25 protein-coding genes and 5 pseudogenes are annotated in these 25,701 nt (G+C 70.3%); 16 read left to right on the top strand and 14 right to left on the bottom strand.

The window, feature by feature from the left end; translation table 11 throughout:
• Window positions 1-78 precede the first annotated feature (78 nt).
• Together ACZ7G1_RS03875 and ACZ7G1_RS03870 are read left to right on the top strand one after the other, a co-directional pair.
• Window positions 79-1,752, top strand: a complete 1,674-nt coding sequence (locus ACZ7G1_RS03875) for an amidase family protein (RefSeq protein ID WP_470879559.1) — start codon at window positions 79-81, stop codon at window positions 1,750-1,752.
• Window positions 1,753-1,929: 177 nt separating this feature from the next.
• Complete coding sequence (locus ACZ7G1_RS03870) at window positions 1,930-2,328, top strand: NTP pyrophosphohydrolase (RefSeq protein WP_470879557.1); 399 nt, start codon at window positions 1,930-1,932, stop codon at window positions 2,326-2,328.
• Between the two features lie 37 nt (window positions 2,329-2,365).
• On the opposite strand, the gene ACZ7G1_RS03865 is transcribed toward ACZ7G1_RS03870, so the two are convergent.
• Together ACZ7G1_RS03865 and ACZ7G1_RS03860 are read right to left on the bottom strand one after the other, a co-directional pair.
• On the bottom strand, window positions 2,366-5,458 hold the full coding sequence (locus ACZ7G1_RS03865) for a glycoside hydrolase family 3 protein (protein ID WP_470879555.1): 3,093 nt from the start codon (window positions 5,456-5,458) through the stop codon (window positions 2,366-2,368).
• Between the two features lie 59 nt (window positions 5,459-5,517).
• Window positions 5,518-7,332 carry an RICIN domain-containing protein gene (locus ACZ7G1_RS03860; protein ID WP_470879553.1) on the bottom strand — a complete coding sequence of 605 codons (1,815 nt, stop codon included), beginning with the start codon at window positions 7,330-7,332 and terminating at the stop codon, window positions 5,518-5,520.
• A 337-nt stretch (window positions 7,333-7,669) separates the two neighbouring features.
• Here ACZ7G1_RS03860 and ACZ7G1_RS03855 point away from each other — a divergent pair, with 337 nt between their 5' ends.
• The 3 genes from ACZ7G1_RS03855 (at window position 7,670) to ACZ7G1_RS03845 (ending at window position 10,251) form a co-directional block, all read left to right on the top strand.
• Window positions 7,670-9,139 carry a TerD family protein gene (locus ACZ7G1_RS03855; RefSeq protein WP_470879551.1) on the top strand — a complete coding sequence of 490 codons (1,470 nt, stop codon included), beginning with the start codon at window positions 7,670-7,672 and terminating at the stop codon, window positions 9,137-9,139.
• Between the two features lie 175 nt (window positions 9,140-9,314).
• Entirely contained in the window at window positions 9,315-9,524 is a 210-nt protein-coding gene (locus tag ACZ7G1_RS03850) for a hypothetical protein (RefSeq protein WP_470879550.1), read from the top strand.
• A gap of 25 nt (window positions 9,525-9,549) precedes the next feature.
• The gene (locus ACZ7G1_RS03845) at window positions 9,550-10,251 is read left to right on the top strand and encodes a restriction endonuclease (RefSeq protein WP_470879548.1); all 702 of its coding nucleotides are present in this window, start codon (window positions 9,550-9,552) and stop codon (window positions 10,249-10,251) included.
• On the opposite strand, the gene ACZ7G1_RS03840 is transcribed toward ACZ7G1_RS03845, so the two are convergent.
• A complete protein-coding gene (locus ACZ7G1_RS03840; RefSeq protein ID WP_470879546.1) occupies window positions 10,204-10,842 on the bottom strand; it encodes a TetR/AcrR family transcriptional regulator in 639 nt (212 codons plus the stop codon). The two genes, ACZ7G1_RS03845 and ACZ7G1_RS03840, sit on opposite strands and share 48 nt — an antisense overlap.
• A gap of 63 nt (window positions 10,843-10,905) precedes the next feature.
• On the opposite strand from ACZ7G1_RS03840, the gene ACZ7G1_RS03835 reads away from it, so the two are divergent.
• Both ACZ7G1_RS03835 and ACZ7G1_RS03830 read left to right on the top strand, forming a co-directional pair.
• Window positions 10,906-11,430 (top strand): SRPBCC family protein, encoded by a 525-nt coding sequence (locus tag ACZ7G1_RS03835; protein WP_470879545.1) that lies wholly within the window; start codon window positions 10,906-10,908, stop codon window positions 11,428-11,430.
• 9 nt (window positions 11,431-11,439) lie between these two features.
• A pseudogene (locus ACZ7G1_RS03830) lies at window positions 11,440-12,009 on the top strand (YdcF family protein); the annotation flags it as partial.
• Between the two features lie 258 nt (window positions 12,010-12,267).
• On the opposite strand, the gene ACZ7G1_RS03825 reads toward ACZ7G1_RS03830, so the two are convergent.
• On the bottom strand, window positions 12,268-12,738 hold the full coding sequence (locus ACZ7G1_RS03825; RefSeq protein WP_470879543.1) for a hypothetical protein: 471 nt from the start codon (window positions 12,736-12,738) through the stop codon (window positions 12,268-12,270).
• A 200-nt stretch (window positions 12,739-12,938) separates the two neighbouring features.
• Here ACZ7G1_RS03825 and ACZ7G1_RS03820 point away from each other — a divergent pair, with 200 nt between their 5' ends.
• Complete coding sequence (locus tag ACZ7G1_RS03820) at window positions 12,939-13,463, top strand: AAA family ATPase (RefSeq protein WP_470879541.1); 525 nt, start codon at window positions 12,939-12,941, stop codon at window positions 13,461-13,463.
• Window positions 13,464-13,496: 33 nt separating this feature from the next.
• On the opposite strand, the gene ACZ7G1_RS03815 is transcribed toward ACZ7G1_RS03820, so the two are convergent.
• Complete coding sequence (locus tag ACZ7G1_RS03815) at window positions 13,497-14,096, bottom strand: hypothetical protein (RefSeq protein ID WP_470879540.1); 600 nt, start codon at window positions 14,094-14,096, stop codon at window positions 13,497-13,499.
• Window positions 14,096-15,793, bottom strand: a complete 1,698-nt coding sequence (locus ACZ7G1_RS03810; RefSeq protein WP_470879539.1) for a helix-turn-helix domain-containing protein — start codon at window positions 15,791-15,793, stop codon at window positions 14,096-14,098. Before ACZ7G1_RS03810 ends, ACZ7G1_RS03815 begins: the two co-directional genes overlap by 1 nt.
• Window positions 15,794-15,930: 137 nt before the next feature.
• Between ACZ7G1_RS03810 and ACZ7G1_RS03805 the strand changes: the two genes are divergently transcribed.
• The gene (locus ACZ7G1_RS03805; protein WP_470879537.1) at window positions 15,931-16,560 is read left to right on the top strand and encodes a phosphoribosylanthranilate isomerase; all 630 of its coding nucleotides are present in this window, start codon (window positions 15,931-15,933) and stop codon (window positions 16,558-16,560) included.
• Between the two features lie 13 nt (window positions 16,561-16,573).
• On the opposite strand, the pseudogene ACZ7G1_RS03800 reads toward ACZ7G1_RS03805, so the two are convergent.
• Window positions 16,574-16,824: pseudogene (locus ACZ7G1_RS03800) on the bottom strand (enoyl-[acyl-carrier-protein] reductase FabV); the annotation flags it as partial.
• A gap of 50 nt (window positions 16,825-16,874) precedes the next feature.
• Here ACZ7G1_RS03800 and ACZ7G1_RS03795 point away from each other — a divergent pair.
• Window positions 16,875-17,120, top strand: a pseudogene (locus tag ACZ7G1_RS03795) (IS630 family transposase); the annotation flags it as partial.
• A 36-nt stretch (window positions 17,121-17,156) separates the two neighbouring features.
• Here the strand turns inward: ACZ7G1_RS03795 and ACZ7G1_RS03790 are convergent.
• Together ACZ7G1_RS03790 and ACZ7G1_RS03785 are read right to left on the bottom strand one after the other, a co-directional pair.
• Window positions 17,157-17,639, bottom strand: coding sequence for a hypothetical protein (locus ACZ7G1_RS03790; protein WP_470879535.1), 483 nt, complete (start codon window positions 17,637-17,639; stop codon window positions 17,157-17,159).
• A gap of 41 nt (window positions 17,640-17,680) precedes the next feature.
• Window positions 17,681-18,202, bottom strand: coding sequence for a hypothetical protein (locus tag ACZ7G1_RS03785; RefSeq protein ID WP_470879534.1), 522 nt, complete (start codon window positions 18,200-18,202; stop codon window positions 17,681-17,683).
• Window positions 18,203-18,281: 79 nt separating this feature from the next.
• On the opposite strand from ACZ7G1_RS03785, the pseudogene ACZ7G1_RS03780 reads away from it, so the two are divergent.
• From ACZ7G1_RS03780 to ACZ7G1_RS03770, 3 genes and pseudogenes are all read left to right on the top strand, one after another.
• A pseudogene (locus ACZ7G1_RS03780) lies at window positions 18,282-18,581 on the top strand (transposase); the annotation flags it as partial.
• 88 nt (window positions 18,582-18,669) lie between these two features.
• Complete coding sequence (locus ACZ7G1_RS03775; protein ID WP_470879532.1) at window positions 18,670-19,110, top strand: HEAT repeat domain-containing protein; 441 nt, start codon at window positions 18,670-18,672, stop codon at window positions 19,108-19,110.
• Between the two features lie 128 nt (window positions 19,111-19,238).
• Window positions 19,239-20,082: pseudogene (locus ACZ7G1_RS03770) on the top strand (IS5 family transposase).
• Between the two features lie 9 nt (window positions 20,083-20,091).
• On the opposite strand, the gene ACZ7G1_RS03765 reads toward ACZ7G1_RS03770, so the two are convergent.
• On the bottom strand, window positions 20,092-20,319 hold the full coding sequence (locus ACZ7G1_RS03765) for an e9imm peptide (protein ID WP_470879530.1): 228 nt from the start codon (window positions 20,317-20,319) through the stop codon (window positions 20,092-20,094).
• Between the two features lie 151 nt (window positions 20,320-20,470).
• Here ACZ7G1_RS03765 and ACZ7G1_RS03760 point away from each other — a divergent pair, with 151 nt between their 5' ends.
• Complete coding sequence (locus tag ACZ7G1_RS03760; RefSeq protein WP_470879528.1) at window positions 20,471-20,908, top strand: hypothetical protein; 438 nt, start codon at window positions 20,471-20,473, stop codon at window positions 20,906-20,908.
• Window positions 20,909-20,925: 17 nt separating this feature from the next.
• Here the strand turns inward: ACZ7G1_RS03760 and ACZ7G1_RS03755 are convergent, their stop codons facing one another.
• Window positions 20,926-21,486 carry a DUF4291 domain-containing protein gene (locus ACZ7G1_RS03755; RefSeq protein WP_470879527.1) on the bottom strand — a complete coding sequence of 187 codons (561 nt, stop codon included), beginning with the start codon at window positions 21,484-21,486 and terminating at the stop codon, window positions 20,926-20,928.
• Window positions 21,487-21,620: 134 nt separating this feature from the next.
• Here ACZ7G1_RS03755 and ACZ7G1_RS03750 point away from each other — a divergent pair, with 134 nt between their 5' ends.
• Window positions 21,621-22,271 carry a phosphotransferase gene (locus tag ACZ7G1_RS03750; RefSeq protein WP_470879525.1) on the top strand — a complete coding sequence of 217 codons (651 nt, stop codon included), beginning with the start codon at window positions 21,621-21,623 and terminating at the stop codon, window positions 22,269-22,271.
• 31 nt (window positions 22,272-22,302) lie between these two features.
• Here ACZ7G1_RS03750 and ACZ7G1_RS03745 read toward each other — a convergent pair whose 3' ends face one another.
• Both ACZ7G1_RS03745 and ACZ7G1_RS03740 read right to left on the bottom strand, forming a co-directional pair.
• The gene (locus tag ACZ7G1_RS03745; RefSeq protein WP_470879524.1) at window positions 22,303-22,821 is read right to left on the bottom strand and encodes a hypothetical protein; all 519 of its coding nucleotides are present in this window, start codon (window positions 22,819-22,821) and stop codon (window positions 22,303-22,305) included.
• Between the two features lie 129 nt (window positions 22,822-22,950).
• Window positions 22,951-23,502, bottom strand: a complete 552-nt coding sequence (locus ACZ7G1_RS03740; protein ID WP_470879522.1) for a DinB family protein — start codon at window positions 23,500-23,502, stop codon at window positions 22,951-22,953.
• A gap of 209 nt (window positions 23,503-23,711) precedes the next feature.
• Here ACZ7G1_RS03740 and ACZ7G1_RS03735 point away from each other — a divergent pair, with 209 nt between their 5' ends.
• A complete protein-coding gene (locus ACZ7G1_RS03735) occupies window positions 23,712-25,382 on the top strand; it encodes a CAP domain-containing protein (RefSeq protein WP_470879521.1) in 1,671 nt (556 codons plus the stop codon).
• Window positions 25,383-25,384: 2 nt separating this feature from the next.
• Here ACZ7G1_RS03735 and ACZ7G1_RS03730 read toward each other — a convergent pair whose 3' ends face one another.
• Window positions 25,385-25,681, bottom strand: coding sequence for a hypothetical protein (locus ACZ7G1_RS03730; RefSeq protein ID WP_470879520.1), 297 nt, complete (start codon window positions 25,679-25,681; stop codon window positions 25,385-25,387).
• Between the last annotated feature and the right edge of the window lie 20 nt (window positions 25,682-25,701).

Genomic DNA, 25,701 nt, shown 5'->3' with positions numbered 1-25,701 from the left:
CGCCCTCACCGGCGGCGGCGACACGCGGGACGGTAAGTGTCTTGCGTACAGGGGGAGTTGTGCAGTGGGGTGGCCGCCATGAAGAAGAGAAGCATTGCGGCACTGACAGCGGCCTTGGCCGTGGCGCCCCTCTTGGCGGCGGGCGTGCCGGGCCAACGCGCGGTGGCGGCCGAATCCGGCGCCGGCGATTCGTCTGCACGTGGTTCGTACGCGAGTGGTTCATACGCGAGTGGTTCGAACTCGAACGGTTCGCCTGCGAGTGGTTCGTCGGGCCGTGTCGAGTCGGCGCTCCTGGGCGGGGTCGACCTGGATACGGTGACGATCCCCGAGTTGCAGAAGCGCATGGCGCGCGGAGAACTGACCTCGTCGCAGCTGACGCGCGCCTACCTACGCCGGATCAAGGCCGTCGACCCGAAGATCAACGCGGTCCTGCGGACCAGCCCGACGGCCCTGGCCCAGGCGGCCGCCAGTGATGTCCGGCATCGTCTCGGCAAGGTCCGCGGCCCGCTCGACGGGATTCCCGTGCTCCTCAAGGACAACGTGAACACCCGCGACATGCCGACGACGGCCGGTTCGCTGGCGCTGGCCGGAAAGCCGCCCGCCACGGACGCTGAGCTGGTCACGCGGCTACGGGCGGCCGGGGCCGTGATCCTCGGCAAGGCCAACCTGTCCGAGTGGGCCAACTTCCGCGGCGCCAAGCCGACTTCGGGCTGGTCCGCGGTGGGCGGGCAGACGCACAACCCGTACGTCCTGGACCGCAATCCGTGCGGATCGTCCGCCGGTTCCGCAGCCGCCCTCGCCGCGTCGCTGGCGCAGGTGGCGATCGGCACCGAGACGGACGGCTCGATCGTGTGCCCGGCCGGCATGAACGGCGTCGTCGGCCACAAGCCCAGTCTCGGCCTTGTCAGTCAGTCCGGCGTCGTCCCGATCTCCGCCGAGCAGGACACGGCCGGCCCCATGGCCCGCAACGTCATCGACACCGCACTGACCCTCTCGGTCATCAGCGGCGACAAGACCCCGGGCCGCGGCGGGGCCGCGAGCCTCGCGGAAGCGGTCGCACACCCAGGCAGCCTGCGCGGCAAGCGCATCGGCCTGTGGCGCCTCCCCTCGCTCGGGGCCGACGTGGACGCCCTGATGACACGGACCGCCGCCCGCCTCAGGGCCGCCGGCGCCCAGGTCGTCGAGGTGACGCCGCCGTACCAGGCCCGGCTCGCCGAGCTGGAGTTCCCGGCCCTCCTCAGCGAGTTCCACCGCGACATCGACGCCTATCTCGCGACCCGCAACGGCCCCCGCGACCTCGCGGCGCTCATCGAGTTCAACCGCACGCACGCCGCCGAGCAGTCCTGCTTCGCCGGCCAGGAACTCTTCGAGATGGCCCTCGCCGCGCCGCCCACCACCGACCCGGACTACCAGGCCATGCGCGCCGAGCTCAACGACCTCTCCCGCCGCTCCATCGACGAGACCATGGCCGCCCACCACCTCGACGCCATCGCCTCCCCCGCCAACCCGCCCGCCTGGACCACCGACTGCGCCCGCGGCGACAACGACGTCATCCCCTCCTCCACCCCCGCCGCCGTCTCCGGCTACCCCTCCCTCTCCGTCCCCGCCGGCTTCGTCGGCGACCTCCCCGTCGGCCTCCTCCTCATGGCCGGCAACCACCAGGACCCCGCCCTCCTCTCCCTCGGCGCCGCCGTGGAACACCACCTCAACGCCTGGCGCGCCCCCCGCTACCTCCGCACGACCACTCCCTGACTCCCTGCACACTTACGGGACCGGCCCCCGACGGCGGTCCGGTCCCGTTCGTATGCCCTGCCCAGCGGCCCCCACCGCGGCCGTACCGCACCACGCGCGAAACCGTCGCAGCGGCGGAACGCGGGGCGCGCTCTGGAGTACGTACGACGGTGACGGGCGGGCTGACATTCTGGGGGCATGACTTCTGAGGACCAGGACACGCGTCCGCTGCTGGTGGTCGACGGGGCCAACGTCGTGGGATCCGTGCCGGACGGGTGGTGGCGGGACCGGCGTGGGGCGGCCGAGCGGCTGCGGGACCGGCTGGCGGTGGCCGGGGGGCCGGTGGAGGGGCCGTACCCGGGACCGTACGAGATCGTGCTGGTGGTGGAGGGGCGTGCGCGGGGCGTCGAGTCCGTGCCCGGTGTGCGGGTCGAGGAGGCGCCGGGCAGTGGCGACGACCTGATCGCCGATCTGGCGCGGGAAGCGGGCGGACGTCCCTGTGTGGTGATCACGGCCGATCGAGGCCTCCGGCAGCGGGTGGAGGCCACGGGCGCCCAGTGCATGGGCCCCCGCAGCCTCCCGCAGGCACCCGCTTAGGGCCCTGCCCGCGTCTGCGTCACGTAGACGCGGTTTGTCAGTGCGCCGCGCGGAAGGCCTGGGTCAGCTTGGCGATGGCGCCGGACGGGTCGCCGGTGAGGAGGAGGTGGTCGGCTTCGGCGAAGGGCTTGGCCACCTGTTCGGTGAGGGTGTCGTGGATGCGGTCCTGGACGATGAGGCGGGCCCGCCCGACGAGTTGGCGGGCGGCGGCGGAGTCGCCGTGGCCGGTCTTCTGGAGGGCGCGGGCGGCGAGGGCGAGGGCACGGAGGGCGGGTTCGCCGCCGCCGGGGGTGGGGCGGAGGGTGGTGAGGCCCCAGCCGTAGGGGAATTGGGGGTCGTAGTGGGTGTCGCCGACGTTCAGGGGGAGTTGGGTCTCCGACTTGGGCCAGGTGACGGGGAGTTGGCCGGTGAAGGGGCGGCGGCCGTAGAGGACGTCGGCCACGCCGTCGCCTTCGGTGCCGGGGAGCCAGGAGGCGACGAGGGCGTCGATGGCGGGGAGGCGGTCGCCGATGAGCTGGGGGCGGCCGGAGACGACGAGGACGGCGCAGGGCATGGCGGCGCAGACGCGGTCGACGGCCGCCTTGTCGGCGGTGCTCAGTTCGAGGTCGTGGCCGTTGCCGACGTCGCCGATGCCTTCGGCGTACGGTGTCTCGCCGACGACGACCACGCCGATGTCGTGCCCTGCGGTGGGTGCGGTGGCGTCCTTGGAGTAGGTGAGCGTGGCTCCGGGGTCGGCGGACTTGCGCAGGGCTTCGAGGATGGTGGTGCCGGTGGTCGGGCGGCCGGAGGAGCCCTGCCAGGTGACGGTCCATCCGCCGGCCTGGTTGCCGAGGTCGTCGGCGTTGGAGCCGGCCACGTAGACGTTCTGGGTCGGCTTGAGGGGCAGTACGTCGCCGTCGTTCTTGAGCAGTACCTGTGAGGCGGCCGCGGCCTGTCGTGCGACGGCGCGGTGTTCGGGCGAGCCGACGGAGGCGAGGTGGGTGGTGTCCGCGTACGGCTTCTCGAAGAGTCCGAGGCGGAACTTCTGGGTGAGGACGCGGGCGACGGCGTCGTCGATCCGGGTGGTGGGGATGCGGCCGGCTTCCGTCTCGGCGATCAGGGTGCGGGTGAAGTCCTGGTAGTTCGTCGGCACCATGATCATGTCGAGGCCGGCGTTGACGGAGGTGCGGACGTCGCTCGGGTAGTCGCCGGGGATCTGGTCGATCGCCTGCCAGTCGCTGATGACGAAGCCCTCGAAGCCCATGCGGTCCTTGAGGACGCCGTTGATCATCTCCGCGTTGGCGTGCATCTTCACGGGGCCCGCGTCGTCGCCGAGGACGTCGAGCGAGGAGTAGGAGGGCATGACGGTGCCCACGCCGTGCTTCACGGCCTCGGTGAAGGGCGCGAGGTGGACGGCCTCCAGTTCCTCGCGGGTGACGCGGGTGATGCCCTGGTCGATGGTGTACGAGCCGGTCGTGGACGAGCCGAAGGCGGTGCCGCCGTCGCCGACGAAGTGCTTGGCGGTCGTCAGGACCTTGTCGTTCCGGTCGAGGTCCCGGCCGTCCCTGGCGCCCTGCATCCCGTCGATGACCGTCTCCATGGCGGTGACGAGCGCCGGGTCCTCGCCGAAGGACTCGTAGGAGCGGCCCCAGCGTTCGTCGCGGGTGACGCACACGCAGGGGGCGAAGTCCCAGGGCACTCCGGTGGCCCTGACCTCCTTCGCGGTGACGGCTCCGGTCCGGGCGGCGAGGCCCGGGTCGCGGCCGGCACCGATGCCGATGTTGTGCGGCATGATCGTCGAGCCGACGACGTTGTTGTGCCCGTGCACGGCGTCCACGCCGTAGATCAGCGGGATCTGCAGCCGGGTGGCCTGGGCGCGCAGCTGGTAGGCGTCGATCATCCGGGCCCACGCCTCCGGCGTGTTGGGGGTGGGCACCGAACCGCCGCCGGAGAGCAGGGAGCCGAGGCCGTAGCCGGCGATGTCCCCGGGCGAGCGCAGCGCGTTCCGTTCGGCCTGCGTCATCTGCCCGGCCTTCTCGCGGAGCGTCATCCGGGAGAGGAGGTCCGCCACCCGCTTCTTCACCGGCAGGCGCGCGTCGAGGTACGGCAGTCCGTGCGCGTCGATGACGACGGCCGGCGTCTCGGCGGGCGCCTTCGCGCCTTCGACGGTCAGCTTGACCGGGATCGTCTCGGCTTCCTCGCCGGCCTTGTCCTTCAGGGTCGCCACGGTGATCGAGCGGGTGGTCCCGGACGCGGTCCCTGCGGGGAACTCCAGGCTCCCGGACACCGGCGTGTAGTCCTTGCCCGGCTGGGCGGGACCGCCGTCGTCCGTCGTGTACGTGACGGTCACGGGCCCGTCGGTCGGCGCGGATCCGGTGGTCGCCACCGAGACGTCGATGCGGGCGGTGCCGCCCTCGTCGACGGGGTGGACCACGGCCCCGGTGACGACCCGGGTGTTGAGCGCGGGATCGGCCTTCCCGTACAGCTCGACGCCGTCGAGGGCGAACCGGCCGGGCGCTCCGGTCGGCAGCGTCAGCGCGTACCCCCACATCCGGTCGAGGCCGAGGACCTGGTCGATGCCCCCGACGGGCTGGTAGTCGGCGCGGTAGCGGAACTCGGAGAACGGGATCTCGACGAGGTGCCAGCCCTCCCAGTCGTCGGTGAAGGAGGTCGTCCACAGCTCGGACGCCTCGCCGTTCGCCCCGCCGTCCTTGATCTCGAAGTTGACGCGCTTCCCCGACCCCGGCGGCAGCGGCGCCGTGTTCTGCCCGTACCACCAGAACCGGATGCCCTTGTGGGCCGTCCAGTCCTGCGCGGGCCGGTCGAAGGCGAAGTCGTGGGTGAACCCGCCCCAGCCGCTGATGTCGTAGCGCCCTTCGAGGACCTTCGTGCCCTCGGGCGCGTCGGCGCGCTCGGCGAGGGCGAGCGCGGGGTGGTCGTCGGCGTCGCTGCCCCAGGTGAAGAGGCCTTCGGCGGGTGGTCCGGCGAAGGGCACCTCCCCTTCGAAGCGGTCGACTGCCAGGGGTGCCGGGTCTCCGTCGGCACCTGGGGCGGCGACGCTGGGCACGGCTCCGGCAAGCAGTCCGGCGAGGACCGCGGTGGCGGCGAGCGCGGCTGCGCTCGCCCTTCTTCGGTGGCGCGGGTGCGGCATACGGGCTCCTCGGACGAGGGTTACGGGGGTTACGGGGGTTACGGGGGGCGGCGGAGGCTTCAGGAAGGCTGGTGGGTCCACTTCTGGTTCGCGCCACCGGTGCAGGTCCAGATCTGGGCGCGCGTACCGTCAGCCGAGGAATTGCCCGTCACGTCCAGGCACTTCCCGGCCGCCGCGTTGACGACGTCATGGCTCCCCGGGTCGTACGACCAGCGTTGCGCGCCGGTCCCGTTGCAGGCGTAGAGCTGCACCTTCGTACCGTCGGCGGTTCCGGCCGCGGCCACGTCGAGGCATTTGCCGAGCGCCCGTACGGTGCCGTCGGCGGCGAGCGTCCACCGCTGGGCCGCGGTCCCGTTGCAGGTGTAGAGCTGCACCGGAGTGCCGTCGGCGGTGGCCGCCCCGGCCACGTCCAGACACTTCCCGGCCAGGCCGGTCAGCGGCCCGGTGGGCGCGCCGCCGCTCGTCGTACCCGCCCAGGTGAAGGTGGCGGTGGTCCGCGCCGGCAGCGTGTACGTGAAGGACTGACCGCCCCAGTCGACGCGCAGGGACTGGGCGGACGCGCCGCCGTTGTGCGCGATGAGCGCCTTGGAGCCGTCCGGGTTGCGCCAGGCCACGTTCGGCAGGCCGGCGTCGTCGGTCGACGCGATCCGATAGGCGCCGGGCCGGACGAACTTCGTCAGGTGCCCGGTCGTGTAGTACTCGATGGTGTAGTCGACCTGCCCGGCGCGCGCCCCGCCGTCCTGGACCGTGATCAGCCCCGTACAGGTGCCACAGCCCCCGTTGTGCGGCCCCATGTTCTGGTCGAGCGCGAGGCTCCACTTCACCAGACTGCTGCTCCAGTTGCGGGCGTAACCGACGATGTCCTTCAGGTCCTCGTTGTGCTGGTTCGAGATCCAGGTCCCCCCGGAGTGCTCGGTGCTGAACTGCCGCACCGACGGGTACTGGTCGTGCACCTGGCTCCCGACCGCCGGGTCACCGAAGTAGCCGTGCCAGGCGATGCCGCCGAACAGCGGGTCGTTCCGCACGCCCGCGTCTCCGAGGATCGCCGCGCCGAAGTTCGCGTAGTCGCCGTAGTTCCAGTCGTGCACGAGGACCTTCGTGCTGATCCCGGCGGCCCGGAACGCGGGGTAGACGTGGTTCTTCGTGAACTCGACCAGCCCGGCCGGGTTCCAGCTCATCCCCGGGTAGTTCATGGCCGTCGGATTACCCGCCTGGCAACAGTTCGGCTCGTTCTGCACGGACAGGTAGTCGACCTTGATCCCGGCCGCCTGATAGCTCTGCACGTACTTCACCAAATACTGGGCGTACAGCGGGTAGTACTCCCACTTCAGCCACCCCATCTGGTCCATCCGCCCGTTGTCCTTCATCCACCCGGGCGCACTCCACGGCACCCCCTTCACCCGCAGCGCCGGATTCAGCTGCCTGGCCTGCGCCGTCAGCAGCCGCACGTTCGTGTCGTACCCGTTCACCCCGAAGTCGTTCAGGTCGCAGCACGTGTCGTCGAGCGACACGTTCCCCGGCCTCGACAGGTCGGAAGCCCCGATCGGATTCCGCACGAACGACAGCCCGATGCCGTCCGTCGGCGAGAACAACTTCCGCATCACCTCGTCACGGGTCGCCGCACTGACCGCCCCACCCCGCAACAGATGCGCGGTCGTGTCCGTGAGCGACGCTCCCCCGCCCTCGAACTGCTGATACGTCGTCCCCTCGTCGACGCTGATCGTGTGCCCCGCACTCCCGCCCGCCGGCCCGAACGCCACCGCCGACTGCGGCGCGAGCCCCCTCGTCACCGTGCGACCACCGGCATCCGACGTCGTCGTGAGCCACACATCGACCCGCTCGCCCGCGGCCTGCGCCACGCCCGGACCGCTCATCACAAGCCCGCTCGCGAGAAGCGCTCCACTCACCAGCGCGGCGAGGCGTGCGTGGCGGCGTGGCGCCCGGCTCGGTCGCACGAACAACCATGATCTGTAATGCACCTGACAGACCCTTCGTTAGGGAAGCCCCACGAGCGGCAAGGCTTACATCAAGGTGTGAAGTTATGGAGGCGGCGGAGCCACGTCAACCCTTCTTGCAGTCAACTCCTGAACACAGTCATGGAGTTCGACCGAGGCGGACCTGGCCGCCTATCACCCAACGCCTATCGCCCCGCGCCGACCGAGGCAGCCACGCAACGCGCCCCATCCACCCCAAAGATCTTTTCTTCACACCATGTCCACTGCCACCATGTGCCGCATGCCGCACATCACCAAAGGCGCCAACGCCCCCGTCCCCTCCACCCCACTGCGCATCGCGGTAGGCCGGAACCGCACCCCCGGCGCCCCGGCCGTCGAAGCCTCCGCCCTCCTCCTCGACGCGACCGGCACCGTCCACGCCGACGCCGACATCGTCTTCCACGCCCAACCCACGCACCCCTCCGGCGCCGTACGGCACATCGGCACCGGCGAAAGCTCCGGCCAAGTCGCCGAATGGCTCGAGCTCGACCTCCCACGCATCGAACCGGCCATCCAACGCATCCTCATCGCCGGCTCCTGCGACACCGGCACCTTCGGCCAGATCCCCGGCCTGTACGCCCAGGTCACCACCCTCGACGGCACCCTCCTCACCCACTACGACATCACCGACGCCTCCATCGAAACCGCCTTCCTCCTCGGCGAGTTCTACCGCCGCGACGGGGCCTGGAAGTTCCGCGCGGTGGGCCAGGGGTACGACACGGGGCTGGCGGGGCTGGCGGCGGACTTCGGGGTCGCGGGGACGGGGAGCGGGGCGGCTGGGACGCCGCTCGCGTCGGGGGCTGGGGCGGTGTCCGCGTCGGCGGCTGGGGCACCGCTCGCGTCGGGGGCTGGGCCGGTGCCCGCTCATGTCGCGGGGCCGGCGGTCCCGCCGCCGCCCGTGCAGACCGCCCCACCCGTGGCCTCGCCGCCCTCGGGGCCGATGCCACTCAGCTCCGTGACCAAGACGGACTCGCCGCCCCAGGGAATCCCCTCGCCCGCATTCCAACTCCCGACGCCCGCGACTCCCCCGCCACACCGGGCCGCGCCCCCGCACCCGCCGACCGGCGTCGGCCTGTCACCCTCCCCCACCCCGCCCGCCTGGGGTGCCGGCCTCTTCCACTTCGAACCGCTCGTCTTCAGCGGCAAGGGCGAGAAGACCGTCTCCGTGGACCTCGCCTTCCCGCCGGACTCGGCCCCCGTGATCCTTGAAGCCCGGGTCAAGGACTACCACTTCCTCCAGGTCACCATCGTCGGCCGCTCCGGAGACACCTTCTGCAACGACCTCCCCGAGTACTACGGCCGCGCCCTGCTCCAGCCCCCACGCAAGGGCGGCCCCCTGAAGCTCAAGGTGCGCCAGTCCGGGTCGTGGCAACTCACCGTCCTCCCCCTGACGGCCGCCGTCCCCCTCGGCCCCGGCACCCTCGCGGGCAGCGGTCGCGAGGTCTTCGTCCACACCGGCCCAGCCGCCGAGGTGAAGGTCCGGGCCACCGACCCCCACAGCGGCTGGTTCCAGCTGAACCAGTACCGAGGCGAAACCCCCGGCGACCTCCGCCGCCCCGACGAACAACTCGTCCACGCCTGGAACGGCCGCCGCGTCAAGGAGACGTTCCAACTCCCCGCCGGACCCCTGTTCCTCGCCATCGACAAGGGCCGCCACCACTGGGAACTCACCGTCACCCCGCTCTGACCCGTCAGAGACCCGGCACCCGCCACGCAATCCGGCCAGACAGATCGTTTTGCCGCCATTCACCGCCGACCCGGCTGCGACTTCAGCGGCACGCCGCTACACAGGAAGGCTTGGGCGGGTGCGCTGCCGCCCGGGATGAGTCTGTCGGCCGGATGCGGTAGGGGGCGTGGGGCAATTGGTGACCATCAACGTGGCCGTGTTACTCGCGGTGATCGTCTACTTCCGGCTACGACGGCGCACGCAAGCCCGGAGCCGTGTCGAGGAGCGCAACACGGCGCTCATCGTCCTGGCCCTGGGCGTGCTCCTCGCATCGACGCCCGTAGGCGAGGGCATTCTGAACATCCTCGGCCAACTCACCACCGGCGTGACGCAGGCCAGCCGATGAGGCCCGGTGCGCGCGGAGCGCGCAGGTGACCCGGCGGCGGTCGCCGGCCCGGCGGCGCGGACGGCGCACGTCCGGAGGGCGGCGCCGCGCGGAAGACCGCGTGATCGGCCTGCTCGTGGCGGCGGCCGCCGTCATCGCCCTGGTGGTGGCGGTCGTCACCTGGTTGCTGGCCCACTGGTGGGTCCTGATCGTCGCGGGCGCCCTGGCCGCGCTCGTATACGCCGGAAGGGTCCACCGGAAGCGCCAGGAAGCGCAGTGGGATGCGGTACGGGCCCAGGGCCTGCGTTACGCGCTTTCCCACCTGGACGGCCTCCACCACACCCGGTTCGAGGACGCCGTACGGGACTTGATGCACCGCGACGGCTGCCGCGACGCCGTCCGGGTGGGCGGGCGCGGCGATTTGGGCGCGGACGTCAAGGCCACCGACCCGTACGGCCGCCGCTGGGTCATCCAGTGCAAGCACCGCCGCAACGGCATCGCGGGGTCCCCGGTGGGCACCCCCGACCTGCAGGTCCTGAACGGCACCGCCCGCCAGGTCCACGGCGCCGACGTGGCGGTCATCGTCACCAACGGTCGCGTGACCGCCCCGGCGCAGACCTTCGCCGAACAACAGCGCCTTCACGTGGTCGACCGGCACACCCTCGCCACCTGGGCCTCCGGCTCGCGACCGCTGTGGGAACTACTCCGCGCGATCCCCCCGCCCCGCAGGCCCACCACCCTCACCTGACGACAGGCTCTGGTCCAGGAGGGCCGCGGTGCACTGCTCGGTGAGGTCTTCGGCGTGCGGTGGCAGAGGGGTGCCCGCGCGGAGGTGGCGGCGGACGACGGTCAGCGGGAGGTCGATGAGGGCCAGGGCGATGCGGTCGCGGGACTGTTCGTCCTGGGCGCCCAGGGCTTTCGAGAGGTCGGCCAGGGCGGCGAAGACCCGGTTGTTGCCGGAGGACGCGCGCCGGCCGTGCTCCTCGGACCATTCGGTGCGGCCGAAGTCGGCGGGGCCGTAAAGGAGGAGTGTCGCCTCGTCCGGGTTCTCGCGGCACCAGGCCACCACATGCCGGGAGGCGGCGCGGGCCGCCCGCCGGGGGTCGGGCTCGCCGGCCAGGACGGCGAAGTAGCCCTCCTGGAAGCGCTCCACCGTACGGAGCCAGACCTCGGCGAGCAGCGCCGTGCGCCCGGCGAAGCGGTGATACACGGAGCCGCTGGGCGCGCCGACGGCCTGGGCGACGGCCGACATGGTCACGGCGGCGGGTCCGCCGGAGGCCGCGAGGCGGACGGCGGCGTCGAGAAGCTGGTCCGTGTCGAAGCGGGGTGGTCTCGCCATGAATCAGAGAGTACCCTCCAATTAATTGGAGAGAGGTCTCCAATACTCTGGAAGGGAGGACGCATGGGCGTCCACAACGTGCACGAACGCCTGCTGCCCGCCAAGGAAAGCGAGGTGGGCGCACTCATCGACACCCTGGCGACCGGCGAGGGCGACCGCCTGTGGCCCGGCCAGGCCTGGTCGCCGATGCGGTTCGACCGCCCGCTCGGCCCCGGCGCCGTGGGCGGCCACGGCCCCGTGCGCTACACCGTGTCCGGCTACACCCCCGGCCGCTGGATCCGCTTCGAGTTCACCGGCCCCCGCGGCTTCCACGGCTTCCACGAACTGGCCGTCCTACCCGTCGACCCGGACCGCACCCGACTGCACCACACCCTCACCATGACCCCCCGCGGCCTCGCCCGGCTCACCTGGCCACTCGCCTGGCGCCCCCTGCACGACGCCTGCCTCGAGGACGGCCTCGACCGCGCCGAACTCGCCTGCACCGGCACCCTCCCCCACCCCGCCCGCTGGTCGCCGTACGTCCGCCTTCTCCGCGCCCTGGCCGGCGCCGCGATGCGCCGACGCACGGCCCGGCCGAGGAGGTCCTAAAGTCCCCCCATGCGACGAAGCGCGGGAGTGGCGATGGCCGGGGCAGCGCTCCTGGCCTGGGGCGAGTGGGTCAACTGGCGGTGGTCCCACCGTCTCGTGGGCCGGCGCCAGGGCGATACGGAGGCGGTGGTCGTCCTGGGCTTCCGTAACCCCCAACCCCGCGCGAACCTCATCAACCGCTGGCGCGTCCGCGCCGGAATCCGCTCCCTCACCCCCGGCCGCACACGCAAGCACACCCAGTTGATCTTCAGTGGCGGCGCGCCGGCCGGAGGCACGACAGAAGCCCGCTTGATGGCCGACTACGCGACCACCGTCCTCGCCTTCCACGGCACCCCGCTCCTCGAAGAGCAGAGCACCACCACCTGGGAAAACATCACCAACGTCATCCCCCTGCTCGAAGACGCCGACCTCATCAAAATCGTCTCCCAACCCGCCCACGCCCTCAAAGCCCGCGCCTACCTACGACGCCAACGCCCCGACCTCGCCGCCCGCCTCGTACGCGCCAAGGACTACCGCCCCGGAGAATGGCTCCCCGCCAAACCACTCCTGGCCCTCTACGGCCTCTGGACACTCCGCGGCTTCGATGAAACCGCGGAGTCGATGCCGGGCGGCCGAGGCGTCCATGCCGGCGCCGACGATGGCGGCGATGGCCGCGATGGCCGCGTTGGCGGCACTCTCGACGACGGCGGCGATGGCGGCGACCCACGAAACACCCAGGGCGCCGCCCCCTGGCCCACCCCTCCCGTCAACGAGCCACCGGCTCGCTAGGAAGAAGGGCCAGGAGGCGGCGCCCCCGTCGCTCATCCCGTCACGGCTACCGCACGGGAGAGCGGTGCATCACCGCCACCACTGCCGGCTGTCGCCGGGGTTGAGCGGGTCGACGCCGATCTGGAGACCGCGGTCGTAGTCGGTGATGTACCACTGGGTGGCGGCGTGCTTGAGGCGCCAGATACCGCGACCTCCGTCCCACTCCTCGGACCAGCGCTGCCAGATGTTGCCGGAGCACTTCTCCATGTAGACGTCGTGGTCGCTGTAGGCCGTCAGACAGAAGTCCGTGTCACTGGTGGTCTTCATCAGCCACGTGCCGTCACCGAGGTTCTGCTCGTACCAGGTGGTCCCGGCGTTTCCGCAGCCGCGCATGGCGACGTTGCTGGGGTAGCCCCAGTTGTTGTCGATCGAAGCGAGACACAGGTCGGTGTACGCGCTCCGCCACGTCACGTTGCCGTCGGCGTGCGCCGCCGTGGCGGCCCCCACGGTCAGTGCGAGGGCGGACGCGAGGGTCAGAGCCGCTTTCTTGAACTTGTTCATGACCGAACCGTCGCAGCCACCCGCAACAGATCACCAACAGGCCATCAACACCCCTTCAACGGCCGCCCTTTGGCCCCCTCGCCCTCCCCCTCTCCCTCCCTCCAACGGCCGCCCGCACCGGAACGTGCCCAACTCCCCCACGGCCCCCGGCACGGCCAAGTGCTGCCCACCTGCCCCGTGTGACCGCTAGCGTCGAGGGCATGATCGTATGGCTCAACGGCACCCATGGTGCGGGTAAGACGACGACCAGCGTGCTGGTCCAGCAGCTGATCGCCGACTCGCGGGTGTTGGACGCGGAGAAGGTCGGGGAGACGCTCATGGACATCAAGCCGGGGCTGCCGGCGACGAACAACTTTCAGCATTGGCCGCCGTGGCGGCCGCTCGTGGTGGAGACGGCACGACGTGTGCTCGAGTACGCCGGTGGGACGCTGGTGATGCCGATGACGGTGCTGGTCGAGCGGTATTGGCGCGAGATCAGCTCGGGGCTTGCCGAGCACGGGATTCCGGTCCGGCATTTCGTCCTGCACGCAGAGCAGGAGACGCTCCGTGCGCGCATCGCGGGCGACACAGTCATCGGCCCCGACTCACCGTTCCGGCTGCAGTACCTGGAGCCCTACGCCGAGGCGGCGCGCACGTGGCTGCACGCCGAGGCGGAGGTCGTCGACACCACGCACCTCACGCCCGCCGAGGCCGCCGAGCGGATCGCGGCTGCCGTGAAGGGGTGAGTGAAGGACCTTCCGGTGCCGCAGGACGCGGCGTCAGGCGCTGATGCCGATGGCGGAGACGTAGGCGTAGGCGGCGTAGTCGGAGTCGAGGTCGGAGATGACGTCGTCCCAGATTTCGTCGACGAGGTTCTGGTCGCGAGCGGCCCAGGCGTCGACGAGGTCGCTCCAGATATAGCGGACGGTGATGGAGCGCTGGCTGATGTTGGGGCGCTGGTACTTGGCTTCGACGTGGCTCTGGTCGACGGGGTAGATCTCCATGCGGCTGCCGCGGCCGTCGTTGTCCAGGTGGCGGGCCAGCCAGCCGGACTTGATCAGGTTCTCGCGGCGCCGGGCCCAGTAGGCCGCGTCGATCCGCTGGCGGCTCGCGGTCGAGGGGGTCGCCTTGCCCCGGGCCCAGGAGCGGAGAGTACGGGCGGTGACTCCCTGCGCGGAGAGTGCGGTACGGCCGGCCGGGCTGTCGAGATAGCGCAGACGGGCGGCGAGGCCGCGCTTCGTCGTCACGGGCGAGACGATTCCGGAGGCGTGTACGACCCTGTTCAGCTCCAGGATCAGCGCCTCGCCGCCCTTCAGCCCCCGCGCGTCGGCCTTCTGCCACTCGCCCCAACGGGACCACAGGTCCGGAGAACCGGTCATCAGCGCTTACCTCCGAGCACGTACGTCGACTTCTCCTTGACCTCGTTCAGGTCACGGCCCTCCGGGAACACCGCACGCCAGTCACCCACGACGTGAAGTTCGTCCGTACCGGAGATCTCCACGACGTCGAGTCCCGCCTTGCGCGCCTTGTTGGCCTTCATCCAGAGATTAGCGAACGCCTTCGCCCTGATGATGTGCATCCAGTCGGGTCGCCGAATCTCGCGGTTCGCACTGGATTCCCCGATCGTCGACACGAACTTCGAGTACATGGCCTTCACGTAGGCCACGGTCAGCTCGTCCCCCTCGGCGAGAGCCGCCTTACGCGTCTCGGCCAGGGCACGGCGGAGCTTCTCGAGGAGCGCCTCCGAGGCCCCCGACACGAGGGAACGATGGATGACGGGAGGACCCGCAAGCCCCTGCCGCGCACAATCAAGGAGAAGGCGGAGCGTGGACTCGCTCACCCACAGCTCACCGGGTTCCATGCGGTTCCCCAGCGGGTTCGGCAGGTCCGTGTGCTCCCAGGCGGACGGAGTCACCAGGTGCACTCCCGCCTTCTTCGGATCATGCACCCCGCTGGTGTCCTCCCGAAGCTGGCCGATCGGCAGCCACGACTTCAACGCCGACAAATACGCGGCATTCATGTCGAGCGCCGTCACCTCGATGTGCTCGCCACGCTTCGCCGCCGCCAGCAGCTCCGCATTCCGCCATTTCGGACGGCCTTCCCAGATCTCGTCCGCGCCCTTCTGTGACTTCTTCCTGAGGATTTCCTGCGTGGGCGGAAACTCGGAATGCTCATATCGGCCCCCGACCCGGGACACCTTCAGCAGGGCCATCACATCCGGAATCGCGGACTTGATCAGCGCGGCCTGCGCTGCCTCGACATCGCCGGCGCAGTCGTCGAGCACTTCGTGCACCCGTCCGGTGATCTGCTCCACGAGGGAGCCGGAGGCGTATACGGGGGTGCTTCGGCGCGTCGACGATGGCGGTGCCGGGGGCGTGGGCGGAGGCGCGGGGGGAGAGGCCACCGAGGACTGCGACGGTGAATCGGGCTTGGGCTCGGCCGGAGCGGTGGGGCCGGACGGCGCTTCCGCAGAGGACGACTGCGGCTCCGACACGGGGTGCCGAGGCATCGGGGAGACCTGAGCCTCAGCAGCATCCTGAGACCTACCCGTGTGCTGAGGTGCGCTCGCCGCGGCAACGGCGGCCGCGCACTCGGCAGGGTCAAGGTGCTGCGGATAGCCGTCGACGTCGTCCAGGGCCGGCTGCCCGCACAGGACACACGGCTGAGGTTGCGGCTGAGGTTGCGGTTGCGGTTGCGGTTGCGGTTGCGGTTGCGGTTGCGGATCAAGGGTGGGCACGGCATCGAGAAGGCGCTGCGCGGGCTCCGCGACGGGCACGGCCTGCGACTGCGCGGGCAGCACGGGGGACGCCTCGGCGGAGGGGTGCAGGCGGGACACCGCGCCGTGCAGAACGCCGACCGCGTGCGTGGGCCCGGCGAGGAGGTCCAGGACGGGCAGGCCGTAATGCGCGGCGAGCAGGTCGATGTCCTCCAGCGACCAGTGCTGCTGGCCGCGCTGCTTGCGCGATACCTGCGCCTGGGACTGGCCGATCCCGGCCGCCAGATCCTGCTGGCGCTCCCCTGTCCGCGTCATCAACGCGGAGACCGTGACTCTGAGGAGCTCCTCCGTACCCATCATGAGGCAAACCTAGCAACCCGCATACGGAAACCGCATATGGCATGCGGGGGTACCGCTCCGCGGAATCAGGCGGTCGGCGGGCGCTCAGGAGTGAGTAGGGTCGGGGTGCAGCACCGGGTTCAGCAGAGGAGAGACAAGTGTTCGTCAAGGTGTGCGGGCTCGGGTCCACCGCCGACATCGACGTGGCGGTCGAGGCCGGCGCGGATGCCGTGGGCCTGGTGATCAGCGGAACAAGCGTGCGCGGGCTCGACCGCGACCGGGCGACACGGCTCGCGGCTCACGTACCGCCGAACGTCCTCTCCGTTCTGGTGGTCAACGACACCCCGGCCGTCGAAGCCGCCCGCATCGCGGAGCAGCTCGGTTTCGGTGCTCTCCAGTTGCACGGAACGGCCTACGCCGAGGAGGACTTCACCGCCGCGGCCACGATCTTCCCCCGCCTGTGGCGCGCCACGTCCTTGAACGACCACCCCGACACCCGTGTCGGCGCGTACGGCGAGGAAGTCCTCCTCCTCGACTCTCCGCACGCCGGCTCCGGCGAACCCTGGGACCTGGCCCTACTCGACACGGCCCGCCCCACCGGCACGTGGCTCCTCGCGGGTGGCCTCACCCCGGCAAACGTCGCCGAAGCCATCACCTCTGCCCGCCCCTGGGGCGTCGACGTCTCCAGCGGCGTCGAGTCCTCCCGCGGCATCAAGGACCACAACCTGATCCGTACCTTCGTCGCCGCCGCAAAACAGGCCACCCCGGCCCCTCAGTCCTCCTCCTGACGGCTGGCCGAGATCAGGCCATCGGGGCAGGCAAGGGAACCTCGGTCTCGACGACGGCCGTGTAGTCGACGCCGGGGACGGAGAAGCCGTACAGGCGGCGGACCTCGTCACCGAACCAGTCCAGGTCGGCGAGGTCGGTCTGGTGTCGCTCGTGGCGGTGGTGGCGGTGGCGGTGGTGGACCAGCTTTCGACGACGGCGTCCTGGACGGCGGCGTCGAGTTCCCAGGTGTCGAGGAGGACCCGGCCTTCGTCGTCGAGGTCGAGGAGGCAGCTAGTGCTCTGGCCACATTCGTTCGCCGGGTTGGTGGTCGGGCAGCCCGACCTACGCGTCCTGGGCCAACCCGATCGAAGCGCGCTTCGGGCCGCCGCGGCAGCTCAGCGTCGCCAACTCCGACCACCGCAACCACACCGCACAGACCCGTGCCCGGCACGCCTACCTGCGGTTGCGCAACGCGAACGCCCGCATCCCCGACGTGCTGATCGCCCAACGGCGCGAGCGCGCTCGCGTCCGCAGCGCGAAGGACATTCGTTGGGGCGGACGCCCCCAGACGGCTGCTTAATCCACACCAAGAGGTCAGGCCGTACCCGTCGCTAGGTCAGTCTCCGGAAGACCCGAAGAAACCGACGTGTGTGAGCTTGTCATCGGCGTGAAGTAGCACGTAAAAGCCGGTCCAGGGCATCTCGTGCTCCCCCAGCAGACTTGTGTCCCTATCGCCCGGGCGCCAAGCATTCATGAACGCGTAGGACTGAGCGATTGCCTCCTCGTACTGCTGAACAGTAGGGCGAACCGTACCGAAGTGGATCAAGACCCGAGCAGGGGCCAGTGGTCGCACGGTGAAGTAGTCCTCTGTGCTGGACTCCCGAGGCACCTTCGTCGACTCCACGACGCGACGAACGTCCAGTATCGAGTGAGTTCCCTCTTCCCCCATGAACTCCTCATCGGCATAGAGCTCCTTGATGGTGCCGTACTCCTCGCCATCGCCGTACTTCTGCGCAAAGACCTCTCCCTGCAGAGCCTCCAGACTCGAACCCACACTCCCGCGGTACGGCGTGACATGGCTCCACCCGCTGGCACCCATACGTTGGACTCCCTTCGCTCCCTCATCGACTCGCGCTCAACCTAGCCCTGGGCGCTGACAGCGCAGGGGGAGGAGATGGCTGCCACACCCCGGCGAACCAATGCGGCCAGAGCACTAGCGGTGAGCTGGCCCCACAGCTGTACGAGCCGGCCGACCGGGGCCACCATGGCGTCGCCGAGGACACGACGCAGGAGTCCGACGTACAGAGCGAGCGGCGAGCCGACGTACGACAGGGCGGCGATGGTAAAGCCGTCGGCGGGCAGCGAGCGGTCGGCGAGGATGCTGATCCACCGTTCCCAGTCGGCGCCGCCCATCACGGCGACGGCCTGCTCGGTGTCATCGCCCTCGGCGGGCTCGGTGGTGACCTCCTTCACCTCCGCCGCGCCATCGTGGTCGAAGACGAGGGTCTTGGTCGTGTACGGCGAGCCGACCGGCTTCAAGACGCAGGCGTACACGTCACCGGTGTCCGGTTCGGTGCGCCGGGGCACGGCGACCGAGTAGACGAGGAAGTCGAGCCTTCCGTCGAAACGCTCGGCGTGAAGGTCGGCCCCCTCCTCCTTCATCACGTCGCCGAACGCGCCCCGTTCAGGAACACCAAGCCCCGCCCATGCTTGTCGGCGAGCCGAGCCGTGATTCCCACTCCTCAGCGGCGCCGCCGGCCTGCCGCCGGCCACGGTGACCCGGCTGACCAAGCAGTGGAGCGACGACCACGCCGCCTTCGAGACCCGGGGCCTGGCCGACCGGGACTACGTCTACGTGGGGGCCGACGGCGTGCACCCCAAGGTCCGCCTCGGCCAGGCCCACTCGTGCGTCCTGGTCCTGCTCGGCGTCCGCCTGGACGGCACCAAGGAGCTCATCGCTCTCGCCGAGGGCCTGCGCGAGAGCACCGAGTCGTGGGCCGACCTGCTGCGTGACTGCCGCCGCCGCGGGATGCACGACCCGGCGCCCACCTAGTGCCGCTGGTCCGTGCCGGGGCGCACTTCGAAATCGGACCACTGGTCGAGCGGTCCGAGGTGGCAGCATGAACGACATGTTCGAGGCACTTGAAGCACTGAGCGACCGCGATCCAGACCGTCGGGACGTCGCCGCCGACGTCCTCGGGGACCTCCTGCGCGGCGCCGCACTCGACGCGGGCTCCGCTCGCCTGGCTGTCGGACGTCTGGTCAGCGTGGCCGTCAACGAACCGGTGACCAAAGTGCGCGAGTCCGCCCTGAACTCGATCAGCGAGGCGTTCAACCACTACCACCTGCCTCTGACCCTCGTCGAACCGCTGGCAACAGCCATGCCGACGATGGAACGTGAACTCCTCGTCCACACGCTCTACATCCTCGGCGCCACCCACGACCCGCAGGCTCGACCGCTGATCAAGTCCTTCCTCCATCACTCCGACCCAGAGGTGCGCGAGGAGGCTCGGCTCGCAGCAGCCGAGATCACCGCCGTCGAGTCGCAGGGCCTCACCCACAACTCTTGACTATTACTCCTCTTCTCTGACCTCCAGGTGAGCGAGGTTTCGGTCGGATAGGCCCCCTTCGTCACGGATTAGGGGTCGGAGAGAGTGTGATCTTGTGACTGGCGTGCGTCCGGTTCGTACTTCCTGTCATGGGGCGGGGTGATCTGAGTGATGCAGTGCGGGCACGGTTGCGACCGTTTCTACCGGTCAGCAATAGGCGTTGAGCAGATGGCGGGATCACCGGCAGGCGATCGACGGGATTCCGCACTGGGTGGGGACCGGAGTGCAGTGGCGTGACCTGCCTAAACGGTTCGAGCCGTGGAAGATCGTGGATGAACGTCACCGACGGTGGTCGGCCGACGGAGCCTGGGATCTCCTGCTTCAGAAGGTCCAGGCCGAGGCCGGGGCGATCGGCTGGGACATCTCAGTCGACTCCACCATCGTGCGCGCCCATCAGCACGCAACCGACTCCCGCGCCGACCCGCCCCGGGCGCCAAAGGGGGGGCGGAGGCGCCATAACGCCAGGGCGAAACGCCGTGGCAGAGCCTCGTCGCCCGCCTGGTGGAGGCGGTGCAGGAGGTGAGGGCGTGGGCCGCTCGCGCGGCGGGTTCACCACCAAGCTCCACCTGAGCGCCGACGGACGCTGCCGCCCGCTGCCCCTGATCGTCACACCGGGACAGTCAGAGGACTGCACTCAGTCCAAGCCCGTGCAGACCTATAGCAACGGTCCGTGCCGCGAGTACCTGCGGCCCCGGGCCATCCGGCACACGATTCCGGAGAAGACCGACAGCCAGGCCGCCCGGCTGCACAAAGGGGCACGCGGCGGACGGCCACCGGCTTCGACGAAGAGCGGTACAAGAACGCAACACCGTCGAACGGGCGATCAACCGGCTCAAGCACGCCAGAGCCGTAGCCACTCGCTACGACAAGCGCGGCTACGTCTTCCTCGGCACCGCAACCGCAGCGGCCCTCGCCCTCTGGCATCGCGCCTGAGCGCGCGCGTCACAACGCGATCGCCCGATAGGCCAATGCCTGATCGACCACCTCATCGGCAGAGAGCTCTTGTTCTGGCCAGAAGATCAGGCCGCTGACGTGGCCCGATGGACAGACCAGGGCTCTGTCGAGCCTGTCCAGCCACCCGTCCGCCTCGTCCTCGGACGCATAGTCCGCATCCATGATCCGCTGCACGAGCGCGACCGCTTCAGTCCGGGTCATCTCCACGGCACCCATCACAGCCTCCCTGGACGCCAGCCTAACGACCATCATGATCGGCCGGACAAGTTCTAATCGCGCGCCCCCGTGATTCCTCACGTCGGGGGTACGCTCCCGTCACTACGTTGGATACCACCAAGGAGCCGGAGGGCGAACGACGGTGGGACGAATGCCACGCCGGGCCGCCGGCACACAGTCCTTCACGGACCTGCTCCGGCATCCGAGCCGTCTCATCGATCAACTCGCCGGGGGCGCCGGCCACCGGGGCGAGAGGGACGTCCTCGCATTGGGCTCAGGCGAGGTTCTCGAGGTCTCCGCGTTCGTCCGCGATGGCCGGCGTTTCCGCCAAGGGACGCTGGTGCTCGATCCGGCCGCGCCGTCGCCGGTGGCCTGGAGGCCGCTGCGGATAGTCGGCGGGACCAGCCGGGCCGCTGTCGCGCTGGTCGCTCCGTTTCACGTTCACGGGGCCGGGCGCGTTACCGGCGCGGGCAGTTGGGCGGTCGACAAGTACGCCTTCCGTCTGCTCTCGTTCCAAGCCGCTGACCGTTACTGGGAAATCGCCGTCCCCGTCGCGGACGTTGCCCTGCTCCGTGCCGCGCTGCGTTGAGTTGGCCAGATGGCCCCTCAGGGGGAAATGACGCATTCCAGCGCCTGGGGCATCGGGTAGGTGCGCTCCGTGGGAAACAGTCGCTGTGCCTTGGTGGCGTGCCCGGATTGCATGAGCGTCGAGGCTTTGCGGACCTGAGGGGTGAGGTCGGTGAGACTGACGATCCAGTCGTCGGTGAAGGTGCGGATCAGGTGGCGACCGATGCCGACCTGGATGCTGTAGTGGTTGAGCGCCGCTCCGCGCGCCGAGCGCTCGGGGTCCCACTGGACATGTACGGCCGCCTGGGCCACTGCCGCCGGATCGCGTGTTGTCAGCACGGCCTGTGACAGGGCTTCCTCCCAGCCGTCACGGGTGATCCGGACCGCCAGAACACGTTCTTGGCCGGGCTTGCGGGCCCAGTTGCTGCGGTGCATCAACCACATGAACGACGGCTTGATCCACGTCATTCGATGGAACGAGAACGGCGTGACGAAGCGCCCCGCCCGCAGCGCCGCGTCAGCGATGGCCGGCGAGTACGCCTGATAGACCACGATCGTGCGAGCGTCGTAGTCGGCACGAACCTGATACTGAGGCGTCATGCGCCGCACCCTGCCATCTGCTTCACCGGCACGGCGAGCCGATTTCGCCTCACCGCCCCGGGAGGGTGGGCGCTCTATGGGAGCTCTACGGGAGCTCTGGCGTCGGCTGGAGTGCCTCAACTAGGTTTTCCGGAATGAAGATCGGGGAATTGGTGGGGGCCGGCCGCACGGCCGATGTGTTCGCGCTGGACGATGGGCGTGTACTGCGGCGCTATCGGGGTGGCGAGGACACCACAGGCGAGGTCGCCGTCATGGCGTACCTGGCGGAGCACGGGTTTCCGGTTCCCGCCGTCTGGCCGGGGGCGGCCGCCGGTGAGCTGGTGATGGAGCGGCTGTCCGGGACGACGATGGTGGACGCCCTGGTCAACGGCGCGATGACGACCGAGCAGGCGGGTGCGACGCTGGCGGAGCTGCTGCGGCGTCTGCACGAGATCCCGGCGCGTCTCTCCGCCGACCCGGGGCATCGGGTCCTGCACCTGGACTTCCATCCCGAGAACGTGATGCTGACACCACAGGGACCGGTGGTGATCGACTGGGCCACGGCGGCGGAGGGTCCGCCCGGTCTGGACTCGGCGATGGCCGCGCTGATCCTGGCGGAAGTCGCCCTCGCCATGCCTGCCGCAACGGCTCTGCTCTCCTCGCTGCTACGGCAACTCGGTGGCGTAGAAGCGGTACACCTCGCGGAGGCCAGGACGCGGCGGGCGGCGAACCCGACGCTCAGCCCGGAGGAGATCGGCAAGCTCGACGAGGCGGTGGCTCTCATCGCGGAGACAGCCGGTTCCTGACAACGACAACTAACTACGGCTGCAGCTACAGCTACGACCCCGCCTCGCGCTTCATCACATACGTGTTCCCGATGTCGGGGTCTCCGTAGAAGAAGAACAGCTTCACCTTGTCGTGCTGGTCGCGGTCCACGTAGAAGGACCATGTGTACGCCGATGGGGGCTCGGGGGCCAGGCTGGGGGCCGGGGCCGGGACCCCCGCTTCCGGGGAACGGCTTTCCACCTGAGTCCTGTCTGTCAGTTCGAGCCGGACGACCTGTCCGCCGGGGCGGTCGAGCAGCTGCCAGGCGCCCTTGCCGGAGAGACGCCAGCCGTCGTCGAAGTCGAAGTCTTCCCCGTCGAGCTTCTCGACGAGGGCCGTGCCGTCCTCGCGGAACAGCACGCGCGTGCCTTCGATGTTCGCCCAGCCCCCGGCGACTTCGGCTTCCGTGGCGTCGTGGATCCCGGACCCGTCGTAGTACTGGAAGGGACCCGCGCAGGCCGTCAGAGCGGCCAGGGCCACCATCAGGCCGGCGAGGGTCGCCCCCCATGTACGCAGTCTGTTTCCGCCCACCACGAGAACCGCCCCCTCAGCTCGCATCGGCCAGCCATGGGATGGGGCCGTGGAGACATACCTTGCCAGAGCAGTTGAACATGTTCAACTTTCCAGCCAGGGGGGCGGCGCACGCGACCCGCGAGCGCTCTACCGGGGCGGGTCCTCGCCCGTGAGGCCGTCGATGGATTCGCGGATGAGGTCGGCGTGGCCGGCGTGGCGGGCGTATTCCTCGATGAGGTCGAGGAGGATGCGGCGGAGGTTGGGGCGCTCGCCGGTGCGCGTGGTGTAGGCGCCGAGTTGGTCGAGGCCGCCGGTGCTGAGTGCGGTGTCGATGATGGCGCGGGAGCGGGCGACCGATGCCTTCCAGAGGGCGAGCAGTTGCTCGGGGGCGTCCTCGGCGGCGGAGCGGTAGTCCCAGTCGGGGGTGGACTCCCAGTCGACAATGTCCCAGGGCGCGCAGACGGGTGAGGCGAGCCACAGGCGGGCGAAGTGGCTGTCCTCCACGTGGGCCAGGTGCTTGAGGAGGCCGCCCAGGGTGATGGTGGATGTTCCGAGGGTGGCCTGAAGGCCGGCGGCGTCCAGGCCGGAGCATTTCCAGGCCAGGGTCGCCCGCTGGCGTTCGAGGGCGCCGAGGACGGCTGCCGCTTCGGTGCCGGCGAGGGGTGGTTCCGGCCAGGCTTCGGCTGTGGTCTCAGTCATGATCCGGAACCTATCGAACCCGTTCGAGCCGGAGCCGCGCCGTGCGGCGCAGGGGCGTCCCGGGCCGGTCCCGGGAGGGGGCAAGGCCTGTGACCCACGTCACGGATCCGGATTTCATCTTTCCGTTATCGGGGTGCGGGGCTGAGGCTCTCCTCTGTGCAAGGGACTCCACAAGAGACTCCACAAGAGGCAAGTGAAGGACGGGCAGCGTGCAGCGGACCACGGGTTTTGAGCAGCTGACGGATGCGGAGCTGATACGAGGGGCGCAGTTCGGCGCGCCCTGGGTACGGGAGCAGTTCGGCTTCGCCTATCAGCCGCTCGTCCAGGCGTTGGCGGCTCGTGCGCTGGCTGGTCGGACCGGTGCGGAGGCGACGGCGCGTGCCGTGGAGCGGGATGCGCTCGGGCGTGCGCTGTTCGCGCTGGGTACGTTGCCCGCCGAGGCGGCGTTGCGTCCGTGGGTGGTGACGGTCGCCCTGGAGAGCACACTGGCTCATGCGGCTGCCGTCCCGGCGGGCCATGCGGACCCGCACAGCTCGGCGGAGGGCGCTTTCGCCGAGGTCCTGCGCTGGGTGGACGTCGAGGACGCCCTGATGGCCGCGCTGTGGTCGTTGGAGCAGGAGGGGTACCTGAGCCGGTACGAAACGGCGGCCGCCCTGAAGTGGTCCTTGGACGACACCGCGATGCGGATGGAGACCGTACGGGTACGCCTGGAAGCCGCGGCCTCCGTGAACGTGGCTCTGGCTCGCGAGCCCCACTGCCCCGCCCTGGCTCAGCAGGCCGCCGCCTGGGACGGCCGCCCGAGCGCCCCGTGGCGTGACCGGCTGGCCCTGCACACCAGCCAGTGCGCCTACTGCGCCACCGGGGTCGACACGGCCGCACAGTCCTACGCGCCCGCGACGGCCGTCGATCCCGCCACCCTCGCTACGGCCGTCGGCCCGGCCACCCTCGCTACGGCCGTCGGCCCGGCCACCCCTGCCCCCCCTGCCACCCAAAGCGCCGCTGCCACCCACAGCATCGCCGCCACCGCAGCCGGCTCGCGTAGCACTCGCGCTGCCCGCCGGCGGCGCCGCCAGTCGGACGAGCGGACGCGTCGCCGCGCGGCTGTCGCGGCCGGGATCGCCGTCGCCGCGGTGACCGCGGGGGCGTTCTCGCTGCAGAACGGGCGGGACGGGCACGACCGGCTGGAGGCGAACCGGGCCGCCGCCCCGGACCTCGGCCTTCCGCCGGCGAACGAACCGGGCGCGCTGACCGCGTCCCCGTCGACGGCTTCGACGTCCCCGTCAGCCTCGGCTTCCGCGTCGGCGGCCGCTTCCACGGCGCCGGGCGCATCGAAGAAGGCCACGTCCACTGCCCCCAAGACCTCCCGCCCCACCACCGCGACGACCACGCCGCGCCGTCCGAAGGCTCCCGCGACCAAGGCCTCCACACCGTCGAAGACCTCCACGCCCACGGGTGGGACCGACACCGGCCCGGGCGGGGGTACGCAGCACGACAGCGGCCAGAGTTCGGCGGCGGATCAGGTCATCGCGCTCGTCAACGCCGAGCGCGCCAAAGCCGGCTGCGGGCCTCTCAGCGCCAACGCCACGCTGGCGAAGGCGGCCCAGGGCCACTCGGACGACATGGCCGCCCGGGACTTCTTCGACCACACCAACCCTGACGGCGCCGGTCCGGGCCAGCGCATCACGGCCGCCGGGTATCCCTGGTCGACGTACGGCGAGAACATCGCGATGGGGCAGCAGACGCCCGAGCAGGTCATGGACGCCTGGATGAACAGCCCCGGCCACCGGGCGAACATCCTCAACTGCGACTTCAAAGAGATCGGCATCGGCATCCACACCTCCGGTGGCCCCTACTGGACGCAGGTCTTCGGCGCCCGCTGACCTCAGGGCGTGTCCCCGGAATGGTGGAAGCGGCACACGATTCCGGGGCCGGGGGTACGGGCTTCGCCGGGGCGCGGGTCGTACAGCGAGCGCCCGCCGGGCCACTGCCCGAGCTCGGTGGCAAGCGCGGCACCGTCGTCGACCTCCTCGTCCCGCCAGCCCGTGATGTCGAGGAGCAGCCCGTCCAGCGGCCCGCCCACGAGCGCGGCGTAGCTCTGCCCGGGGATCGGGCTTGGGTCGGGGTCGTCGTGGTCGTGGCCGTAGACCCGGCCGCGCAGTAGCTGCTCATCGCCGTTCATCCCCTCAGCCTTCCAGGCAC

This window comes from Streptomyces sp. NPDC037273 (assembly GCF_055603625.1).
Note: the sequence above shows the minus strand (reverse complement) of the source record. Positions and strands in the feature narration are given on the sequence as shown.

Coding starts and splice junctions, on each gene's coding strand:
- ACZ7G1_RS03875 (WP_470879559.1), top strand. CDS start 79: ATGAAGAAGAGAAGCATTGCGGCACTGACAGCGGCCTTGGCCGTGGCG.
- ACZ7G1_RS03870 (WP_470879557.1), top strand. CDS start 1,930: ATGACTTCTGAGGACCAGGACACGCGTCCGCTGCTGGTGGTCGACGGG.
- ACZ7G1_RS03865 (WP_470879555.1), bottom strand. CDS start 5,458: ATGCCGCACCCGCGCCACCGAAGAAGGGCGAGCGCAGCCGCGCTCGCC.
- ACZ7G1_RS03860 (WP_470879553.1), bottom strand. CDS start 7,332: ATGAGCGGTCCGGGCGTGGCGCAGGCCGCGGGCGAGCGGGTCGATGTG.
- ACZ7G1_RS03855 (WP_470879551.1), top strand. CDS start 7,670: ATGTCCACTGCCACCATGTGCCGCATGCCGCACATCACCAAAGGCGCC.
- ACZ7G1_RS03840 (WP_470879546.1), bottom strand. CDS start 10,842: ATGGCGAGACCACCCCGCTTCGACACGGACCAGCTTCTCGACGCCGCC.
- ACZ7G1_RS03835 (WP_470879545.1), top strand. CDS start 10,906: ATGGGCGTCCACAACGTGCACGAACGCCTGCTGCCCGCCAAGGAAAGC.
- ACZ7G1_RS03825 (WP_470879543.1), bottom strand. CDS start 12,738: ATGAACAAGTTCAAGAAAGCGGCTCTGACCCTCGCGTCCGCCCTCGCA.
- ACZ7G1_RS03820 (WP_470879541.1), top strand. CDS start 12,939: ATGATCGTATGGCTCAACGGCACCCATGGTGCGGGTAAGACGACGACC.
- ACZ7G1_RS03815 (WP_470879540.1), bottom strand. CDS start 14,096: ATGACCGGTTCTCCGGACCTGTGGTCCCGTTGGGGCGAGTGGCAGAAG.
- ACZ7G1_RS03810 (WP_470879539.1), bottom strand. CDS start 15,793: ATGATGGGTACGGAGGAGCTCCTCAGAGTCACGGTCTCCGCGTTGATG.
- ACZ7G1_RS03790 (WP_470879535.1), bottom strand. CDS start 17,639: ATGGGTGCCAGCGGGTGGAGCCATGTCACGCCGTACCGCGGGAGTGTG.
- ACZ7G1_RS03785 (WP_470879534.1), bottom strand. CDS start 18,202: ATGAAGGAGGAGGGGGCCGACCTTCACGCCGAGCGTTTCGACGGAAGG.
- ACZ7G1_RS03775 (WP_470879532.1), top strand. CDS start 18,670: ATGTTCGAGGCACTTGAAGCACTGAGCGACCGCGATCCAGACCGTCGG.
- ACZ7G1_RS03765 (WP_470879530.1), bottom strand. CDS start 20,319: ATGGGTGCCGTGGAGATGACCCGGACTGAAGCGGTCGCGCTCGTGCAG.
- ACZ7G1_RS03760 (WP_470879528.1), top strand. CDS start 20,471: ATGCCACGCCGGGCCGCCGGCACACAGTCCTTCACGGACCTGCTCCGG.
- ACZ7G1_RS03755 (WP_470879527.1), bottom strand. CDS start 21,486: ATGACGCCTCAGTATCAGGTTCGTGCCGACTACGACGCTCGCACGATC.
- ACZ7G1_RS03750 (WP_470879525.1), top strand. CDS start 21,621: ATGAAGATCGGGGAATTGGTGGGGGCCGGCCGCACGGCCGATGTGTTC.
- ACZ7G1_RS03740 (WP_470879522.1), bottom strand. CDS start 23,502: ATGACTGAGACCACAGCCGAAGCCTGGCCGGAACCACCCCTCGCCGGC.
- ACZ7G1_RS03730 (WP_470879520.1), bottom strand. CDS start 25,681: ATGAACGGCGATGAGCAGCTACTGCGCGGCCGGGTCTACGGCCACGAC.